Raw genomic sequence first — 18,626 nt, 5'->3', positions numbered from 1 at the left:
TCCTGATGTTTTTATTGATGTAGTAATTTAGAAATACTTGACGGCTTGCAACCAGAAGCGGCCTGCCGCATCCGGTGCCGAGGTCGCCTTGGCATTGCCCAGCTTGTGCGCGTAATACGCCTTCAGCACGAGCGCGTTGGCGCCCGTCCACGTCACGCCCACGCCCGCGCCGCTCAGGGTGCGGCGGTTCTCGCCGGCGCTCCAGGCATCGCGGTTCAGCTTGACGGTGCCCGTGTCGGCAAACGCCAGCACTTGCAGCTGGCCGGGAAAGGCCGTGAACGCCGTCACGTTCTGGCGCAGCTCCACATTCAGCACATAGCCCTGGTCGCCATACGCTTCGCCGCCCGGATAGGCGCGTACGCCGCCCACGCCGCCGATGCCCATCTTTTCCGACACATCGAGGTTTTTCGACGCCGCCTGGCCGCTGACGGTGCCGAACAAGCTCGTCTCGCCGCCCAGGCTTTGCACGCGCGCCGCGTTGAAGGCCAGCTTGTTGAAGTGGCCATTGCTGTTCACCGTCGCGCGGTCGAGCGCCAAGGTTGCCGGCGTCCCGATATCGATCTTGCCCGTGGTAAATGTCAACGAATAGGTGCTGGCGCCGCCACCGCCCCAGCCATCCTTGCTGTCGCCATTCAGATTCAGCATCCACACCCTGGCCTTCTTGTCGTTGACGCTGCCCGTCGATTCCGTGCGATCCTGGAAAGTCTTGTCGTCATAGCTGACCTGTGCATACAGGTTGTTGCTGCGCGAGCGGATCAGCGGATAACTGCCGTAGGCGCTGGCGATCTTCGCCGTGCCCTTGGCGTCGAGCACGGCAAATTCCTTGCCCAGCTTGTAGTCCATATAGGTGTAGGCGCCGCCCAGGCGCAGCAAGCCCGCCTGCCCCTGGTAGGCGAGGCGGCCATAGTTCAGGCCGTCGGCCGAGGTGAACGCGCGCACGGTGGCCACGTCGCCGATGCCGGCCAGTTCATTGATGTTCAGGGTGGCGCCGATGCGGTTGCGGCCCGTGTAGCGGTTGCCCTGGTTGTCCAGGTCGATGCTGCCGTTGAAACGCGAGCCCGGCTGCACGTCGACGATCAGGTCGGACGCGCCCAGCGAGGCGCCCGGCGCCAGCGTCGAGCTGACCTGCACGCCCGGCAAATCCGACAGCAGCAGCAAGCGGCGTTCCAGCGGCGCCGTGGCGATCACCTGCCCGTCCAGGCCCGCCAGCACGGTGCCGGCCAGGCCGTCGGACAGATTGCTCTGGTTGCGCAGTTGCACCTGGCCATACTGGCCTGGCAACACGCTGATCGTGACGACACCATCCTGGATATCTTGCGCGGGCAGATAGGCTTGCGCGAGGAAATAGCCGCGGTTCTGGTAATAGCTGGCGATGTTGGACGCCATGGCGCGCAACTCGCCCAGGGTCAGCTCGCTGCCCGGAGTAAATCCCGAGGCGGCCACCAGTTCGCTCTCGGTGAAGACTGGCGGCGCCGCGATCTGCAGGCGCTGCACGGCGATGCGCGTCGTGTCGCCCACCGTGGCGGCGGGTACATTGCCCTGCTGCACGCGGATGGCGGGCGGCGCTTTCGGCAGCGAGGGCGCCACGGGAATCTGCTGCAGCTGGCTGCCGGCACCAGGAGGATCGACGGCCCAGGCGGTCTGTATCAGCGCCAGCAAGGGCAGCAGGGTCAACGGAAGTAATTTGGTGTTCAAGATCATCCTTTCAGGCGGCGCGCCCGCGCCAGGCTCGCCGCTTGCGGCTGCACTGACGGGGAATACAAGAGCTGAATGAAAAAATACTTTTTTGATATCAATGTTAAATACAATGACAATGAAAAAATAAAATTCCCACCAGCAACATTGATCCATTTTAGCGCGCCATTGAACGGGGAAATACCTATCCGAAGGCCTCATTCACCGTTTTGGTGCAGCTTGTATACGAGCAGCGCCAACATCCGCGAAGTAGCGTAAAAATGCTGCATTTCAAAGAAAAATTCGTTGTCTTTGTGCAACAATGTTGACCGTCTGCCACTGGCAAAATGCTATTCCACGCAGGCCGGTATGGGAAAAAATGGATGGTGAATTATTATTATCGCAATATAAAACAATGTTATTTTCCCGACATCAAGATATGCCTCCAGCGCCGCACTTTTGTGTCGCACGCTGGCATGTCACACTCTTATGAAAATGAGATATAAAAAAAATATTATGAACTTGCAAATACCTCCCTTGACCATGCCACTGCTGGCACGCGACGGCCGGCGCTACGAAGAAAATGGGAGGCCCACCCGGCACGTCAGCATGAAGCTGGCATGGCGGATGGCTGCGAAAAAAGCGGGGAGATGAGGGATGGTGCCGGGCGGACCCGGCCAGGCGTTACCTGGACAGCACGTATTTCGCCAGGGTCGCCGCATCGGCTTCGCTGAGCTGGCTGAACGGCGGCATGGGCACGGGACCCCATTTGCCCGCGCCGCCGCTGCGGATGTTGGTCGCCACGGCGGCGATGCCATCCTTGCCCTTGTACCTGGCCGCCACTTCCGCAAAGCCGGGGCCGACCACTTTCTGGTCGAGGGCGTGGCATGCCATGCAGCCGTTCGCCGCCAGCAAGGTTTTGACATCCTTGCCGCCGGCGGGCGGGACGGCGGCTGCGACGGGTTTGGCGACGGCGGCGGCAGGCATGGCGGCGCCCCGCTCCGCGCCATAGGTTTTCACCAGGTAATCGACCATGGCCGGCACGTCCGCGTCGTCAAACTGGGCGCCGAACGGCTTTTTCATCTTCTTGACGGTCGCTTCCCAATAGGCGCGCGGCGAGGCGGGCGGCTGGGTCGATGCGTACTGGGCCGCATGGCACGTCATGCAATTGCGCTGCACCAGCTGGTAGCCCGGCAATTCGCTGGGTTTGTAGGTCGCCGTTTCCGGCGGCAAGTGGATGTCCAGCGCGCACGCGCCGCCCGCCGTCGACAGTGCCAGCGCGGCAAGTAATATCTTCATATGGTTCTCCTCAGACTGCCTGGATGCGCGTGGTTTCCACCACGTTGCGCATATAACCCATGGGATTCCACAGGGCTTTCATGGGCTGGCTCTGGCCGATGCGGTTGACGGCGCGCACCATCAGCACATGCTTGCCCTTGCGCGGCGCCTTCATGACCATCGTCCACTCGCGGAACGAAAAGCGTCCCAGGTCCTTGCCCAGCCTGGCTTCCTGCCAGGTCTGGCCGCCATCCACCGAGACGGTCACCTCGCTGATGCCCTGGCCGCCATCAAACGCGATGCCGCGCAGGGCCAGGTCGCGTCCCGCCTTCACTTGCGCGCCATCTTGCACGCTGGTAATGAAGGAGCGCACGTTGAGGCGGCTGATCGGCGTCGTCTTGCCCACGGGCGCGCCCGGTTCGATGAAGCCGGAACCATTGTCGGGAATGCGGTAGCCCGTGCTCATCCAGAAGCCATCAAACGGCTTGTCCAGCACCGTGATGTCGCTCAAGTGCTTGACCCAGTAAGTGCCGTAATAGCCAGGCACGATCAGGCGCAGCGGGTAGCCGTTCAGGAAAGGAATGTCCTCGCCATTCATGGCCCAGGCCAGCATGACGTCGCCGGCCATGATGTGCTCGACCGACAAGGCTTTCTGAAAGTCGGGACCGTCGCCCACGGGCGGCGTTTCCAGGCCATTGAAGGCCACTTGCACGGCATTGGCCGCGATGCCGGCCTTTTCCAGCACGGTTTTCAGGGGGATGCCCGTCCAGCGGGCATTGCCCATGGCGCCATTACCCAGCTGCCCGCCATTCGCACGGGGGGCAAAAAAGCCGCGGCTGTTGCCTGAACATTGCGTCACGGCCACCACGTCAACGGGCTCGGCCAGCTGCTTCAGTTCCGCCAGCGACAGTTCCAAGGGCGTCTTGACGAGGCCGGCGATGCGCAGCCGGTAGCTGTCGCCGTCTATGCTGGTGGGCAAGCCACTCCAGTGATAACGCACGAAAAACGCGTCGTTGGGCGTGATCGCGCCTTCATTGAACACGCCGAACGGCGTTTCCAGCTGGGGCGGACGGCTGGTCAGCAGGATCAGCGGGCGCTTTTGCGGGAAGGCCACCAGTTCGCGTTCGCCATTTTCAAACGGCAAGGTGACGGAAGCGGCCAAGGCTGACCCAGGCCCCGCCACTGCGGCGGCGCCCAGGGCGGCCGTCGTGCGCAGGAAGCGGCGCCGGCCTGCGGGCAACAAGGTCGGGTCAGACATGTTTGAGCTCCACTTTGGTGTCGGCCGCCTCACCGCCGTTGCGGTCGTCGTTGACCAGCTTCTTGATGTAATACATGACGCTCAGGATGACCACGCTCAACAGGCCAAACCAGAACGACACGCGCTGCTCCGTATCGGACGACACGCTCATGGCGCCCAGGATCACCAGCATGGCGATGATGGTGAAATACGTCAGGTAAGGAAACAGCCACATGCGCACCTTGATGCGTTCCGGGCATTCGCGTTCCAGGCGGCGACGCAGACGCAATTGAGATATCGCAATGAGCAGGTACACAAACAGGATCAGGATGCCGTAAGAGTTGACGATGAAGGGGAACACGAGGTCGGCCGACACATACGAGACGGCAATGGCAAAGTAGGCGAACAAGGTGCTGAACAGGATGGCGCGGATCGGCACGCCGTTCTTGCTCAGTTTCACGAGGCCCGTGGGCGCATCGCCGCGGCGCGTCAGCGCAAAGATCATGCGCGACGAGGCGTACAGGCTGGAATTCAAGGCCGACAGCACGGCCGTCAAAATGATGGCGTTCATGATGTGGGCCGCGTACGGGATATTCATGACGGTCAGGGCGCTGACGAAAGGCGTGGCGATGGCCGGCGAATCCCAGGGCACGATGCAGACGACGACAAACATGGAGCCCACATAGAACATCAGCACGCGCGTGATGACGGAATTGGTGGCGCGGGCGATGGCCTTTGCCGGGTCCGACGTTTCGGCGGCGGCGATGGTGACGATTTCGGCGCCCGAATAAAAGGCCGTGGCGGCGACGGCGCCGCTGAGCACGGGGCCCCAGCCATGCGGCATGAAGCCGCCGTTGCTGGTCAAAAAGCCCAGGGTCGGGATGCTGTTAGGCAAGCTTCCCGTGATAAACAAGGCGCCGACGAACAGGAAGACGATGATGGCGACCACCTTGATCGAAGCGAACCAGAACTCGAATTCGCCAAACGCCTTCACGGAGAACAGATTCAGGATGGTCATCGACACGAGCAGCACCAGGCTGATCGACCACGACGGCACGTCGGGTAGCCAGAAGTTGACCAATTTCGCACCGGCAATGGCTTCCAGGGCAACGACGACGACCCAGAAATACCAGTACATCCAGCCGCTCATGAAGCCGAGGAATTTCGACACTTTCGGCTTGTCGTCGAAGGCCAGGCGCGCATATTCGTAAAAGGAGCCGACCACGGGCAGGGACGAGGCCAACTCGCCCAGCATGCGCATGATCAGGACGACGAGGCCGCCCGTGAGCAGGAAGGAAAGGATGGCGGCCGGGCCGGCGGCCTTGGCGATGACGCCGCTGCCGACAAAGAGGCCGGCGCCGATCACGCCGCCGATGGCGATCATGCTCATGTGGCGTTGCTTGAGCGAGTGCTGCAAGCCGGTACTGTTATGCGATTCGCTAATCATGTTTTGTCTCCTGAAAATCTCTGAAGCTCGGTGCGCCCTGCCTGCTGCGGCTTGTTCTTGCCGCGCGGCTTTGTTTTATTTAGGCAACACCGTCAAGCAGCATCGATACATCGTGTGAATCAGTCTGGTTGGCCGCATTCCATAAGTCAATCTGGAAATGCAGCGGCCCGGCGCGGCGCCCGAGGGGCAAGCGCGCTGGAGGGTAAGTACGGCTTATTGCGGATTAAAAAAAGGGAGCGGCGGCAACACTTGTGGCGTGCGCGCCACTCCCGGGAACGTCTTACACCTTGCCCTTCCATGGCACGAGGGTACGTTCGAGGTAACGCATCATCAAATCAAACAGGAAAGCGAAGAAGCCGATCACGATAATGCCCATGATCACCACGTCGCTGGCCAGGAACTCGGAAGCGCTGAGCACCATGTAGCCGAGGCCGCGCGTAGCCGCCACCATCTCGCCCGCCACCAGGGTGGTCCAGCCCACGCCGATGCCGATGCGCATGCCGGTGAGGATTTCCGGTATCGCGGCACGCAAAATCACGTGCACGATGACCTGGAAACGGGTAGCGCCCATCGAGTAGGCCGCATGGATTTGCTCCAGTGAAACAGAGCTGACGCCGGCGCGGGCCGCGATCGCCATCGGCGCGAAGATGGCCAGGAAGATCAGGTAGACCTTCGAAAACTCGCCGATGCCGAACCAGATGATGACCAGTGGCAAGTAAGCAAGCGGCGGCAATGGACGGTAGAACTCGATCAAGGGATCGAAGATGCCCCGCGCCACGCGGTTGACGCCCATCATCACGCCGACGGGAATGGCAAACAGGCAAGCCAGGCCAAAGGCGCCGAACACGCGCACCAGGCTGGCCACCGTGTGTTCCCACAGGGTGGCGCCGCCGAAACCGGTGGTGGCCGCCATGATGAATTTTTCATACACGGCTTGCGGCGAAGGTAAAAACAAGGGTTTCACCATGCCGCTGGCCGTCACGCCAAACCACAGCAAAAGCACGGCGATGACGGTGACGGTGGCGATGCGGCTGGAATTGCCCTGCCCCGGCGCGCCGAACGCTTCGCCCGGCATGGCGCAGCGGGGGGCGAACAGGCGGCCAAAAAAACCGACGCGCTTGGCGGTGGTGGGAGGAAATCCCACGACGGATGGGCTATGCATGGGACACCTCCAGCTCTTTATTGACGGCGCGTTCGTCGCCATAAATGATGTTGAGCACCGTTTCGCGCATCTTGATGAAGTCCGGGCTCGATTTCACGGCGCGCGCATCGCGGCATTCGAGGAAGCGCTTGTTGAAATCGAGTTCATACGTGTGCGTGATGCGGCCCGGACGGGGCGACATGACGATCAGCCGGTTCGCCAGGAACAGCGCCTCGTCGACGCTGTGGGTAATGAAGAAGAACATGGTGCTGGACTTGGCCCAGATATCGAGCAGCAACTCCTGGATGGTTTCGCGGGTCAGCGCGTCGAGCGCCGCCATCGGTTCATCCATCAGCAGCATGGCGGGATTGCTGGTCAGGGCGCGGGCGATGCCCACCCTTTGCTGCATGCCGCCCGACAATTGATAAATCATATTGTCGTGAAAGTCCTTCAAGCCGACGAGCGCCAGGTTTTTTGCCGCCTGTTCGCGCCGCACGGCTTTCGGCACGCCTTGCAGCTTCAAGCCGAATTCCACGTTTTCCATCACGTTCAGCCACGGCAACAAGGCATGTTTCTGGAATACGACGCCACGGTCGGCGCCCGGCCCTTCCACTTTATTGCTGCCCAACATGATCTCGCCCTTGGAGGGAGCGATAAAGCCTGCCATCAGGCTCAGCAAGGTGGTCTTGCCGCAGCCCGAGGCGCCCAGCGCGACGACGAAGTCGCCGCTATTGATGGTGAGATTGATATTGTTTAAGGCATGTACGCGTTCACCGGCCGTCTTGCCCGGATAAATCACGCTGACATCCTTGACGTAGAGATTTTCCATCGTGTGCCCCGCATAGGTGTAGTCACTTCAGTTCAACGTATTCTGTTCAGTCAGCGCGCCCGCAGGCGCGCCATCGCACAACGTTTACTTCAGCAGGCCGGCGGCCTGTGCATACTTGGGTGTCACATATTTGGCGTAATCGCTTGCCAGGGTGTCGATCTTGCCTTCGCCCTTCAAAAATTGCGCCGTGGCCAGCAAGGCTTGCGCCACGCCGCCCTTCGCGCCGCCACCGAGCCAGGCCGGCGACGCCTGTTCCTGCAGCGATGGGTAGGCGTACAGGGCCACGGAAGCGGCCACGTCCTTGGCGGCCGCGCCCGAATGCTTGACGTTGGCTTTCACTTGCGGGGAATCGATGGTCCACGCTTTCGGATTGGCGCGGTAGTCGGCGTCGGCAGCGGCCATTACCTTGACGAACTTGGCCATGAAGTCCGCGTTCGCTTCGCCCCAGGCGCGCTCGACGGCCATGCCGTCAAACGTGGCCTTGCCCTTCTTGCTCAGTTCGCCGGAAGTGACAAGCACCTTGCCATTTTGCTTGAGTTTGCTCAAGGCCGGATCCCACACGAAGGCCGCGTCGATATCGCCCCGCTCCCAGGCGGCAGCGATCTGGTTCGGCTGCATGTTCAGCAATTTCACTTCCGTGGGCTTGATGCCCCACGTTTCCAGCGCGAACATGGTGTGAAAATGCGTGGTGGAAACGAATGGCACGGCGATCTTCTTGCCGCGCAAATCCGTGGGCTTGCTGATGCCGGCGCCGTTGCGCGCCACCATCGCTTCGGCTTCGTTGATGTCGTCGATGATCCAGAACAGCTGCAAGTCGACGCCGCGGCTGACGGCCGCCGTCAATGGGCTGGAACCGATGACGCCGATCTGCACGTCGCCGGACGCCATGCCGGTGGCCACCTTGGCGCCCGAATCGAATTTACGCCAGTTGATTTTATAGCCGGTGGTTTTTTCCACTTCGCCGCTGGCGATGGCTACCAGGAAGGGACCGTTGATTTCCTGGTAGGCAATCGTCACTTCCTTGCCTTGCGCGAAGGCCGTGCCGCTGGAGGCGGCCACGACACCCAGCACCAGGGTGCCGAGGACGGCGCGGCGCATCGTTGAAAATACCGTGTTTTTGCTCGTGTATGTGTTCATGTCTCACTCCAAGTTATTGTTATGTGTGAACGTGCGGGCAATCTCATCCCTTGCGGGAGGCGCCGTTGGTTGCTCTATGTCAACTCATACGGCGGCTTAGTACGGCTACTGCTATTACTATTTAAAACACTTCATCCTTCAAGTGATACCAGCGGTACAGGAAGCGCTGGCCCAGGCGGCGGAACGGGGCGAACGCTTGCGATTCGACCAGTTCCATCATGTTCGGGTACGGCAGTTTCGAATTAAAGATCGGCAAGCCCGTGTCGCTGGCCTTGCCCGCGATGCGCTCGGCCATGCGCCGGCCCGCCTGCGCCGAGTACATGACGCCGTTGCCGCCGTAACCGAGCGAATAGAAGATCGATTGCTTCGGGTCCGGTTGCACGATGCGCGGCATCATGTCGTGGCTGACGTCGACCCAGCCCCACCACGAATAATCGATGCCGATCCCCGTCAGCGCGGGGAACTTGCGGTGCAGATCGTTGATCAAAAACTGTTTGTATTTGTCGTCCGGCGCGTCAGCACCCGTGATGGCGCTGCGGCTGCCGATCTGCACGCGGTTGTCCGGCATCAAGCGGTAGTAGTGGCGCAAGATGCGCGTATCCGTGATCACCTGATGGGTGCGGAAGTTGCACGCCTCGATTTCCGCCGGGGTCAACGGGCGCGTGACGAGCGAGTTCGACAGAATCGGCAGCAAGCGGTTCTTCACTTGCGGATGCAGGTGGGGCGAGGTGTAGCCGCCCGTGGCCACGGCCACGGAACGGGCACGCACCACGCCGCCCGGCGTTTGCAGATAATGCACGCCATTGCGCGTTTCCCAGCCCATCACGGGGCTGGACGGATGCACCTTGGCGCCCAGCGCGCGCGCCTTGCGCAGGTAGCCGAAGGCCAGCTTGCCCGCATGGATGCCGATGCCTTCCGGCTCGTGCAGCGCGCCGGCCGCTTCCTTGTCGTCGACAAATTCGCGCTTGACGGTGCCGGCGTCGAGGATGCGGGCGTCGTACTTGAAGATCTCGCGCATGACCTTGGCTTCTTTTTCCAGCGCGGGCATGGCTTTCGCCTTGTGGGCGATGTACAGGTGGCCGCCCGGCTGCGGGTCGCAATCGATATCGGCCGTGATCTTCTTGAACGTTTCCATCGCGTCGCACACTTCCGCGTGCAGTTTCAGGGCCGTGTCCAGGCCATAACGGTCTATCCACTGCGAGCGCTTCAGGCGGCCCGTCGTGCACTGGGCCTGGCCGCCATTGCGCGTGCTGCAGCCCCAGCTGACCCGGTTCGCTTCCAGCACGGTGGCCTTGATGCCGTGTTCCTGGGCCAAAAAGATGGCGCAGGACAGGCCGGTAAAACCCGAGCCGATGATGGCCACGTCGACGTCGATGTCATGCGTGATGGGGCCGTCGTCGGCGGGCGGCTCGCCGGCCGTGCCGATCCAGTAGGTGGGCGCATAGGCATTGCCATGGCCGGGGCGCTGGGCCACCAGCGGATCGAAGGCGGGATCGTAGGGCGTGCGGGCGGCGGTGCTGTTGTTGCCCATTACGCCAGGCGGGGTGTCGACAGGTTTGTTCATGGTCATTCCTGGTGAACGTGCTGGCTCAGACTGTGACGACGGGTGGGCGATCCTTGCGGAAAGCATTCTTGACTGCGATCTTGCCGTCGCGGAAGGTGAAGATATCGACCATGCGCGCTTCGATGCGCGTGCCGTCCGCCTTGGTGCCGGCAAAGGTCGACTCCGTCACGCCCCGTTCGCCGCTGACGAAATGCACGGGGTTGAGCCAGGCCGCGTCGGGGAAGGTTTGCCAGGCCAGCTCGAAGCCGGCGCGCACGGCGTCGCGGCCGATGAAGCTTTTGCCCAGCAGTTCCGGACCGGCGACAGCGTGGAATTCGCAATCGTCGGCCATGGCGGCCATCAGGGCGTCGATATCGTGGCGGTTCCAGGCATCGCCGAACGCTTGCAGGAAGTCCGTGGTGACGGCGTCAGTGTGCGGTACAGGGTGGTTCATGGTTGTCTCCGTAAATCGTTTTTGATACGCTACGTTCCGTTTTTTGTCTTTTATTGAATTTAAGCCTTAAGCATGGCCTTGTCAAATCAAATAATTCAAAAAACGGGACGCCTTGTATTCTTTAATGAAATTATGATGCTTTCGTGACAATCTGTGAGAATTTGGTCACAGCCCACTCCCACAGGCTGGCTCACTTAATTAAACATAGTCTTTGTACTTGTCCAGGTGACGAATCGGCTTGCTCAGCGCATCGCGGCGGAACGGGTCGCCCAGCTCACGCGTGCACATGATTTCGATGATGGTGGTCTTGCCTTCATTCATCTGCATGTCGATGGCCTTTTTCAGGGCCGGCCCCACGTCTTCCAGCTTGTCGACCGTGATGCCTTCGGCGCCCATGGCCCGTGCGATTTCCGCGAAGCTCTGGTTGTCCAGCTCGCCTGCCACGAAGCGGCGGTTGTAGAAATCCACCTGGTTTTTCTTTTCCGCGCCCCACTGGCGGTTGTGGAACACCACGGCCGTCACGGGAATGTTGTGGCGCACGCACGTCATCGTTTCCATCAAGCTCATGCCCCAGGCGCCGTCGCCTGCATACGACACGGCCGGACGGTGCGGCGCGGCCACTTTCGCGCCGATGATCGTCGGGAAGGCATAACCGCAATTGCCAAAGCTCATCGCCGCAAAGAAGCTGCGCGGCTTTTCAAAGCGCAGGTAACTGTTCGCCACCGAGTTGATGTTGCCGATGTCGGTCGACACCATCACGTCTTCCGGCATGGCTTTTTCCAGCTCGCGCAAGACCTGGCGCGGGTGCAGGTAGTTGCCTGGCTCTTTCTTTTGCTCTTCGATCATGTCCAGGCTGTACGCATCCTTTTCATGGGTCCAGTTCGTCAATTCCTCTTCCCACGCGGCCTTTTCCGCTTGCACGGTGGCGTAGCGTGCGTCGCGCGTGGCGTCGCAATCGAGCTTCTTGCCATCCAGGCGGGCAATAATCGCCTTGGCGGCCGCCTTGGCGTCGCCGCAGATGCCCACCGAAATCTTTTTGACCAGGCCCAGCATCTTGTTGTCCGCGTCGATCTGGATGATCTTGGCGTTTTTCGGCCAGTAATCCATGCCGTGCTGCGGCAAGGTACCGAACGGTCCCAGGCGCGAACCGAGGGCGACGACGACGTCGGCCTGGGCGATCAGTTTCATGGCCGCCTTGGAACCCTGATAGCCCAGCGGGCCGCACCACAGCGGGTGGCTGGCGGGGAAGGAATCGTTGTGCAGATAGCTGTTGACGACGGGGGCGCCCAGGCGCTCGGCCAGGGCCTTGCACTCTTCGATGGCTTCGCCCATGACGACGCCGCCGCCCGAGATGATCACGGGGAACTTGGCCTTGGCCAGCAATTCCGCTGCATCGTTCAGGCTTTGCTCGCCACCGGCGCCACGGTCCAGGCGGTTCGGTTTCGGGATTTCCGCCTTGATTTCGCCATAGAAATAGTCACGGGGGATGTTCAATTGGGTCGGGCCCATTTCCGACATGGCGCGGTCGAAGCAGCGGCCCGTGAATTCCGCCATGCGGGCGGGATTCGTCACGTGGCCTTGATACTTCGTAAATTCCTCGAACATCGGCAACTGGTTCGCTTCCTGGAAACCGCCCAGGCCCATGCTCATCGTGCCCGTCTCCGGCGTAATGATCACGACGGGCGTGTGCGCCCAGTAGGCGGCGGCGATGGCCGTGACGCAATTGCTGATGCCGGGGCCGTTCTGGCCGATGACGACGCCATGGCGGCCCGAGACGCGCGCATAGCCGTCGGCCATGTGGCCGGCGCCCTGCTCGTGCACGACGGGAATCAAACGGATGCCGGCCGGGGCGAAGATATCCATCGGGTCCATGAAGGCCGAGCCCATGATGCCGAACATGTCGGTCACGCCATTGGCGGCCAGGGTTTCCACGAACGCTTCGGAAGGCGTCATCTTTTGCGGGCCGGTGGGGATGGCCGCTGCGGCGGCGGCTTTTTGCTCGGTCATGTCATTCATGGGTGTCTCCTGGTCTGTGGTGATGAAGTGCAGCGAATTATCAATTAATTTATCAAAAATCGGTATATTTTGTTCCGAAATTTGATATACAATTCAATTTAAGCGTTCGGCAATCAAAAGTCAAACAGATTTTCAAGGAAACGGTACAATTTGAGTTCGAAAATGAAATAAGCTGACGTCACACTCAGAGCTACCCAACCGAGGCCACCATGGACATGATTTCATCCCCAAAACTTGAGCCGGAAAAACTGGAAGGCGACACGCCCACGATGCGTTTGTTTGCCTTGCTGGAAGTGATTGCCGAAAAAGACCAGTTGCTGTCGCTGCAAGCGCTGGTGGAAGAAACGGGCTTGCCGAAGCCCACCCTGCACCGCATGCTGCAACAGCTGGAAAGCGTGGGCGTGCTGCAGCGCGAAAGCGATGGCCGCCACTACAGCACGGGCGTGCGCCTGCGCCGCCTCGCATCGAACCTACTGATTAACAACACTTTCCATGGCGCCCGCCGCATGGTCTTGCGCCAGCTGGTCGAGGAAGTGGGCGAAAGCTGCAACCTGACGGCCTTCAGCGGCAGCGAAGTCGTGTACCTGGACCGGGTGGAAACAGCGGCCCCGCTGCGCTTCTACCTGCATCCCGGTTCGCGGGTGCCGGCCCACTGCTCGTCCAGCGGCAAGCTGTTCCTGGCGCAAATGACGCCCGTGCAACGGCGCCGCCTGCTGGGCCACATGGAATTGACGCGCTTTACGGACAAGACGGAAACGGACCCCGTCAAGCTGGAACGCGAACTGGAACTGGTGCGCCGCAACGGCTATGCGCTGGACGACGAGGAATTCCTGCCCGGCCTGCTGTGCGTGGCCGTGCTGGTGCCGAACCCGAACGGCCGCTCGAATCTGGCTGTGGCCATCCAGGCGCCCATCATCCGTTTGACGCACGACAAGGCTTTACATTTCTTGCCAGCATTGCAACGCGCCGCGCAAGCCCTGGCCGCCATCGAATCGGAAACCATGCCGACGACGGGCGGGGACGACGACGCATTGCAGGCAGGTAATTCATAACCCCGTAGCGCCCCCGCTGCGGTTTCACAGGAGAACAAGGTGCCAGATTCACGCCAACATCCCCCCGCCGCAGCGGCGCAAACCTTGCAGTCCGTGCGCAGCCTGTTCCACATCGACAGCGACCTGCACGTGCCCGTCTTCACGGAGCGCGACCCGCACGTGCCCGACATTGACCCCGCCTACCGCTTCAACAAGGATGTCACCCTGGCGATCCTGGCCGGCTTCACCCACAACCGCCGCGTGATGGTGCAAGGCTTGCACGGCACAGGCAAGTCCACGCATATCGAACAAGTGGCGGCGCGCCTGAACTGGCCTTGCGTGCGCGTCAACCTCGACGGCCACATCAGCCGCCTGGACCTGGTCGGCAAGGACGCCATCGTGCTGCGCGAACAGCAGCAAGTGACGGAATTCCAGGAAGGCATCGTGCCCTGGTCGCTGCAGCGCCCCGTGGCCCTGATCTTCGACGAGTACGATGCGGGCCGCCCCGACGTGATGTTCGTCATCCAGCGCATCCTCGAGCGCGACGGCAAGTTCACCCTGCTCGACCAAAACCGCGTCATCACGCCGCATCCGCACTTCCGCCTGTTCGCCACGTCGAACACGGTGGGCCTCGGCAACTTGAACGGCATGTACCACGGCACGCAAGTGCTGAACCACGCGCAGATCGACCGCTGGAATATCGTTGCCACCCTGAACTATTTGCCGCAGGCGGAAGAAGCCGAGATTGTGCTGGCCAGGGTGCCCGCCATGAACGACGAGGCGGGCCGCCGGCTGGCAGCCGCCATGGTGGCCGTGGCCAGCCTCACGCGCCACGGTTATGCGGCGGGCGACCTGGCATGCCTGATGTCGCCGCGCACGGTGATTACCTGGGCGGAAAATTGCCAGATCTTCCGCGACCCGGCGCTGGCCTTCCGCCTGTCCTTCCTCAACAAATGCGACGAGGCCGAGCGGCCCATGGTGGCCGAGTATTACCAGCGCTGTTTCAATGAGGAATTGCTGGCGAGCCAGGCATGAGTACGGAAGCGACCGCGCCTGCGCCCTACACGCGCGAGCAGCAGGAAACGGACGAGTTGTGCGCGGGCGCCATCCGCGCGCTGAGCGGCGTTGCCTCCATCCGCTACCGGGGCCGGCGCCTGCACGACGGCCACCGCCCCCTGCCCATCCACTCCGCCCATCTGCAGCCCGATGCCGCGCTGCAGGATTTGCCCTCGCTGCGCGGCGCGGCCGACAGCGTGGCCCTGCGCCTGCTGCACACGGACGCCGCCCTGCACAAGGCCCTGTGTCCGGTAGAACCCGTGGCGCGGCTCGTCTTCGAATTGCTGGAACAGCTCAGGGTGGAAACACTTGCGCCAGATCAACATGCGGGCGTGGCGCACAACCTGCGCCACCGTTTCACGGCCTGGTCACATGCGTTCTACGATTCCGGCCTGGCCGAAGGCGCGTCGGGCTTGCTGCTGTACACGGTGTTCCAGATGTGCTGGTCGCGCCTGACGGCCCGGCCCGTGCTGGAAAAGACGGAGGATTTCATCGAGGCCACGCGCTGGTCCGTGTCTTCGCAACTGAGCGGCGACCTGGCGGGCTTGCGCCGCCACCGAACGGACCAGGCGGCCTTTGCGCGCCACGCGCTGGCCATCGCCCACGCCGTCGACGCCATGCTGCAAGAGGCGCAGGCGAAGCGCGAGGGCCAACAGGACGAGGCGGGCGACGCCAGGGCGCAGGCGGCCTTCAAGCTGCTGCTCGATTTCGACAGCGACAACGACCACCTGCCCGATGCCGCACCGCTGGGCGACAGCCGCGCTTTCAACGATAGCGACGGCAAGGGCGGCTACAGGGCGTACTCCACGGCATATGACCGCGAAGAAAAAGCGGGCGAACTGGTGCGCCGCGCCCTGCTGCTCGAATACCGCGAACGCATGGATGCGCGCATCGCCAGCCTGGGCATCAACACGGCCCGCCTGGCGCGGCGTTTCACGCAACTGCTGGCCGTGCCGCAACGCGACGGCTGGTCGTTCGGCGAGGAAGAGGGTTATATCGACGGGCGCCGCCTGGCTCAGCTGATCAGTTCGCCGTCCGAACGCCGGCTGTTCCGCAAGGAACAATTCCTGCCGCAAGCCGATTGCCTCGTCACCTTCCTCGTCGATTGCTCCGGCTCCATGAAGACGCATGCGGAATCTGTGGCCGTACTGCTCGACATTCTGCTGCGCGCGCTGGACCAGGCGGGGATCAGCACGGAGTTGCTGGGCTTTACGACGGGCGCGTGGAACGGGGGACGAGTCAAGCGCGACTGGATGCGCGCCCGCTCGCCCGCCCAGCCGGGCCGCTTGAACGAACTGGTGCACATGGTCTTCAAGGATGGCGATACGAGCTGGCGCCGCGCGCGGCCCGACATCGCGGCCTTGCTGAAAGCGGACCTGTACCGCGAAGGCGTCGATGGCGAAGCCGTGGATTGGGCGTGCACGCGCATGCTGGCGCGCCCGGAACGGCGGCGCATCCTGCTCGTCGTGTCCGACGGTTGCCCGATGGATACAGCCACGAATCTGGCCAACGACGAGTTTTATCTGGCGCAACATTTAAAGCAAGTGGTGGCGCGCCGCGAAGCGCAGGGCGCCGTGGAAATCTGCGGGCTGGGACTGGGCCTGGACCTGGGCGCCTACTACAGCCGCAGCCTGGCCACCACCCTGCCCGCCTCGCTGAACAATGAGCTGTTCAGCGAGATCGCGCAGTTGCTCGGTGGATGCAAACGTCAATCACTCAAGTAACTTCGTACCGCACGGCATGCGCTTCCATCGGCAGCGGGATTTCCCAGTTCCACAGCATCGACTGCAACTTCTTGTTGCTGAGCGACGTGTCGCGCTGGCCGTTGCGCCGCAGTAATTCCTTGCGCGGCTGCTCCAGGTACACGAGTTCCACCTGCGCATGGTATTTGTACAGCAGGTTGAGCGTCTTTTCGCGCATCAGTTTGGACAGATGCGTGGCGTTCCACACGAACGGTTCGCCCTTGCGCAGCAGCTCGCGCGCCCGCTCTTCCGCATAGTCGCCCACCTGCCCTTCGTTCTTGCCGTGCTTCAAGCCCAAGGCGATGCGCGCATCGTCGAAGGACACGACGGGCAGGCGCGGATGGTGCTTCTCCACCCACGTATTCTTGCCCGACGCGGGCAAGCCCGACATGACGATCACGTGCGAGCCCGGCTCCTGGAACAGGGAATAATCGGGATGCGCCTCGGCGCCGCGAAAGTATTTGACGCGCGTGTGATCGTCGACAAACACCCTGCGCTGGCCATAGCAGCCTTCCTCGCGCGCCAGTTCGCGGAACAGTTCGATGGCGTCCAGAATGCGCTGCGGATCGGGACAGATCCTGCCGCGGATATCGGCCTCGGCCAGCATGGCCAGCAAATGGATATCGACTTGCCACGACAGTTCGCGCACGGTGAACTCGGGCGTGACGCCGCGCCGCGAGGTTTCCAGCGCGAAAAACGGCACTTGATGTACATTAATCAGGCGGCAGATTTCCTCGCGCACGGCAAACGGCACGTCCACATCCCACAGGGCGATGCGCGCATCGAGGGCGCCCTTGCGCGAGTGGCCGGGCTGGCCGATGGCGCCCGTGACGGGGTCGATCACGGTGGTGCTGCACTTGGCCACGTCGTGCAGCAAGGCGGCCAGGAACACGATTTCCTGCTGCGCCCGCGTGGCTTGCTGGTAATCGGGCATGGCCAGCAGAGATTCCACCACCATCATCGTATGCGTCCACACATCGCCTTCCGCGTGGTACACGGGGTTTTGCGGCGTCGTCTTCGCCAATTCCAGCTGCGGGAAGGCGGCCAGGCAGGCGTTGAAATCGGGCGACTGGCCCGCTGGCGGCACCAGTTGTTGTAACTGTTTCCAGTTCATCTAGTACTCCTTGAAAATATTGCCAGTTCGTCCAGCGACTGGCAGGTGTGCAAGCCCAGGCTCTCCCAGGTCACCAGCGGCTGCGGCGCGTACAGGTCGACGCCCTCGGCCAGCAGATTCGGGATCAAGGGCCGCGTGCTGTGGTGCGAGCCGCTGTCGAGGATGGTTTGCGTAAAGTCATGCCGCACCAGCTTGTAGCGGGCCAGCACCTGCTCGTCGTCTTCCACTTTCAGGTACAAGCCTTCCGCGTGGTCGGACTTGTCCGTCTGCTTCCAGCACAGGTCCAGCGGCAGGCGTTCGCGCGCCACCACGCCTTCGAAAGCGTCGCGCCACAGGCGGGACTTGGCCAGCGAATGGCGCAGCAGCTGCCACAGCTGCTTGGGCGAAGTCGGCATCAAACCCGCGTACAGCACGGGGACGGACAGCACGGGCGAGCCGGCCAGCATGGCGTGGCGGCGCGCCGTCGACAAAAACATCTGCGTGCGGCGGCAATACACGTCGAACTCGTTGAAGTAATGGGGCAAGCAGTCGTAAAACACGGAATGCTTGCTGTAAGACCATTCGCCAAACAGCACATACTGGTCTTCCAGCAAGCCCAGCAACGCATGTTCGTGCGCATGGGCCCACGGTTTCAACAGGTTGAACTGGCGTTCGCTGCCGCCGCCCGCCAGGTAATGGCCGCGCGACTGCAGCAGCACCTCGCCCGCGTCGCTGAACGACACGGCGGAGTTGGCGCCATCGATTTTTTCCTCGATGACGACGTACTGGCCGGCCAGCTTTTTCAGGGGCATCTGGTCGGAACCGTCGTCGCCATCCTGCAGGCGCGAACCTTCCAGGTGCGGCGTGCGCGGGTATTTAAATAAGGGCAAAGATTGTAAAAACATAGCGTCCCACGCCGCGTTCACCGGGGCGTGTCCATACAGGGTC

Annotated in this window: 15 protein-coding genes; 3 read left to right on the top strand and 12 right to left on the bottom strand. The window is 62.1% G+C overall.

Annotated elements, in window-relative coordinates:
* Window positions 1-27 precede the first annotated feature (27 nt).
* The 10 genes from OX459_RS21985 to xsc form a co-directional block, all read right to left on the bottom strand.
* The gene (locus tag OX459_RS21985; protein WP_289906551.1) at window positions 28-1,695 is read right to left on the bottom strand and encodes a ShlB/FhaC/HecB family hemolysin secretion/activation protein; all 1,668 of its coding nucleotides are present in this window, start codon (window positions 1,693-1,695) and stop codon (window positions 28-30) included.
* Window positions 1,696-2,358: 663 nt separating this feature from the next.
* Window positions 2,359-2,973: a c-type cytochrome gene (locus tag OX459_RS21980; RefSeq protein ID WP_289906550.1), complete on the bottom strand. Its 615-nt coding sequence runs from the start codon at window positions 2,971-2,973 to the stop codon at window positions 2,359-2,361.
* Between the two features lie 10 nt (window positions 2,974-2,983).
* On the bottom strand, window positions 2,984-4,210 hold the full coding sequence (locus OX459_RS21975) for a molybdopterin-dependent oxidoreductase (protein ID WP_289906549.1): 1,227 nt from the start codon (window positions 4,208-4,210) through the stop codon (window positions 2,984-2,986).
* Window positions 4,203-5,636 carry an amino acid permease gene (locus OX459_RS21970; protein WP_099664790.1) on the bottom strand — a complete coding sequence of 478 codons (1,434 nt, stop codon included), beginning with the start codon at window positions 5,634-5,636 and terminating at the stop codon, window positions 4,203-4,205. The genes OX459_RS21975 and OX459_RS21970 overlap by 8 nt, the downstream gene beginning before the upstream one ends.
* 280 nt (window positions 5,637-5,916) lie before the next feature.
* Window positions 5,917-6,711, bottom strand: coding sequence for an ABC transporter permease subunit (locus tag OX459_RS21965; RefSeq protein WP_058049276.1), 795 nt, complete (start codon window positions 6,709-6,711; stop codon window positions 5,917-5,919).
* Between the two features lie 79 nt (window positions 6,712-6,790).
* Window positions 6,791-7,606, bottom strand: a complete 816-nt coding sequence (locus OX459_RS21960; RefSeq protein WP_071324509.1) for a taurine ABC transporter ATP-binding protein — start codon at window positions 7,604-7,606, stop codon at window positions 6,791-6,793.
* A gap of 84 nt (window positions 7,607-7,690) precedes the next feature.
* Complete coding sequence (tauA, locus tag OX459_RS21955) at window positions 7,691-8,704, bottom strand: taurine ABC transporter substrate-binding protein (protein WP_289906734.1); 1,014 nt, start codon at window positions 8,702-8,704, stop codon at window positions 7,691-7,693.
* A gap of 160 nt (window positions 8,705-8,864) precedes the next feature.
* Window positions 8,865-10,274 (bottom strand): FAD-dependent oxidoreductase, encoded by a 1,410-nt coding sequence (locus OX459_RS21950; RefSeq protein ID WP_289906733.1) that lies wholly within the window; start codon window positions 10,272-10,274, stop codon window positions 8,865-8,867.
* Between the two features lie 58 nt (window positions 10,275-10,332).
* Window positions 10,333-10,740, bottom strand: a complete 408-nt coding sequence (locus OX459_RS21945; protein ID WP_289906548.1) for a nuclear transport factor 2 family protein — start codon at window positions 10,738-10,740, stop codon at window positions 10,333-10,335.
* A gap of 198 nt (window positions 10,741-10,938) precedes the next feature.
* Window positions 10,939-12,747 carry a sulfoacetaldehyde acetyltransferase gene (xsc, locus tag OX459_RS21940; RefSeq protein ID WP_289906731.1) on the bottom strand — a complete coding sequence of 603 codons (1,809 nt, stop codon included), beginning with the start codon at window positions 12,745-12,747 and terminating at the stop codon, window positions 10,939-10,941.
* A 218-nt stretch (window positions 12,748-12,965) separates the two neighbouring features.
* Between xsc and OX459_RS21935 the strand changes: the two genes are divergently transcribed.
* From OX459_RS21935 to OX459_RS21925, 3 genes are read left to right on the top strand one after another with little or no spacing between them, the layout of a single operon-like run.
* A complete protein-coding gene (locus OX459_RS21935; protein WP_099664793.1) occupies window positions 12,966-13,808 on the top strand; it encodes an IclR family transcriptional regulator in 843 nt (280 codons plus the stop codon).
* A 39-nt stretch (window positions 13,809-13,847) separates the two neighbouring features.
* The gene (locus OX459_RS21930; RefSeq protein ID WP_289906547.1) at window positions 13,848-14,822 is read left to right on the top strand and encodes an AAA family ATPase; all 975 of its coding nucleotides are present in this window, start codon (window positions 13,848-13,850) and stop codon (window positions 14,820-14,822) included.
* Window positions 14,819-16,567 carry a cobalt chelatase gene (locus tag OX459_RS21925; RefSeq protein ID WP_289906546.1) on the top strand — a complete coding sequence of 583 codons (1,749 nt, stop codon included), beginning with the start codon at window positions 14,819-14,821 and terminating at the stop codon, window positions 16,565-16,567. Before OX459_RS21930 ends, OX459_RS21925 begins: the two co-directional genes overlap by 4 nt.
* Here the strand turns inward: OX459_RS21925 and OX459_RS21920 are convergent.
* Window positions 16,560-17,699, bottom strand: coding sequence for an AAA family ATPase (locus OX459_RS21920; protein WP_289906545.1), 1,140 nt, complete (start codon window positions 17,697-17,699; stop codon window positions 16,560-16,562). The genes OX459_RS21925 and OX459_RS21920 overlap by 8 nt on opposite strands.
* Window positions 17,696-18,583 (bottom strand): RNA ligase family protein, encoded by an 888-nt coding sequence (locus OX459_RS21915; RefSeq protein WP_289906544.1) that lies wholly within the window; start codon window positions 18,581-18,583, stop codon window positions 17,696-17,698. The genes OX459_RS21920 and OX459_RS21915 overlap by 4 nt, the downstream gene beginning before the upstream one ends.
* Window positions 18,584-18,626: the final 43 nt, after the last annotated feature.

Source organism: Janthinobacterium sp. SUN026 (assembly GCF_030397625.1).
Classification (GTDB): domain Bacteria; phylum Pseudomonadota; class Gammaproteobacteria; order Burkholderiales; family Burkholderiaceae_D; genus Janthinobacterium; species Janthinobacterium kumbetense.
The sequence above is the reverse complement of the archived record's forward strand: the minus strand, read 5'-3'. Positions and strand labels throughout refer to the sequence as shown.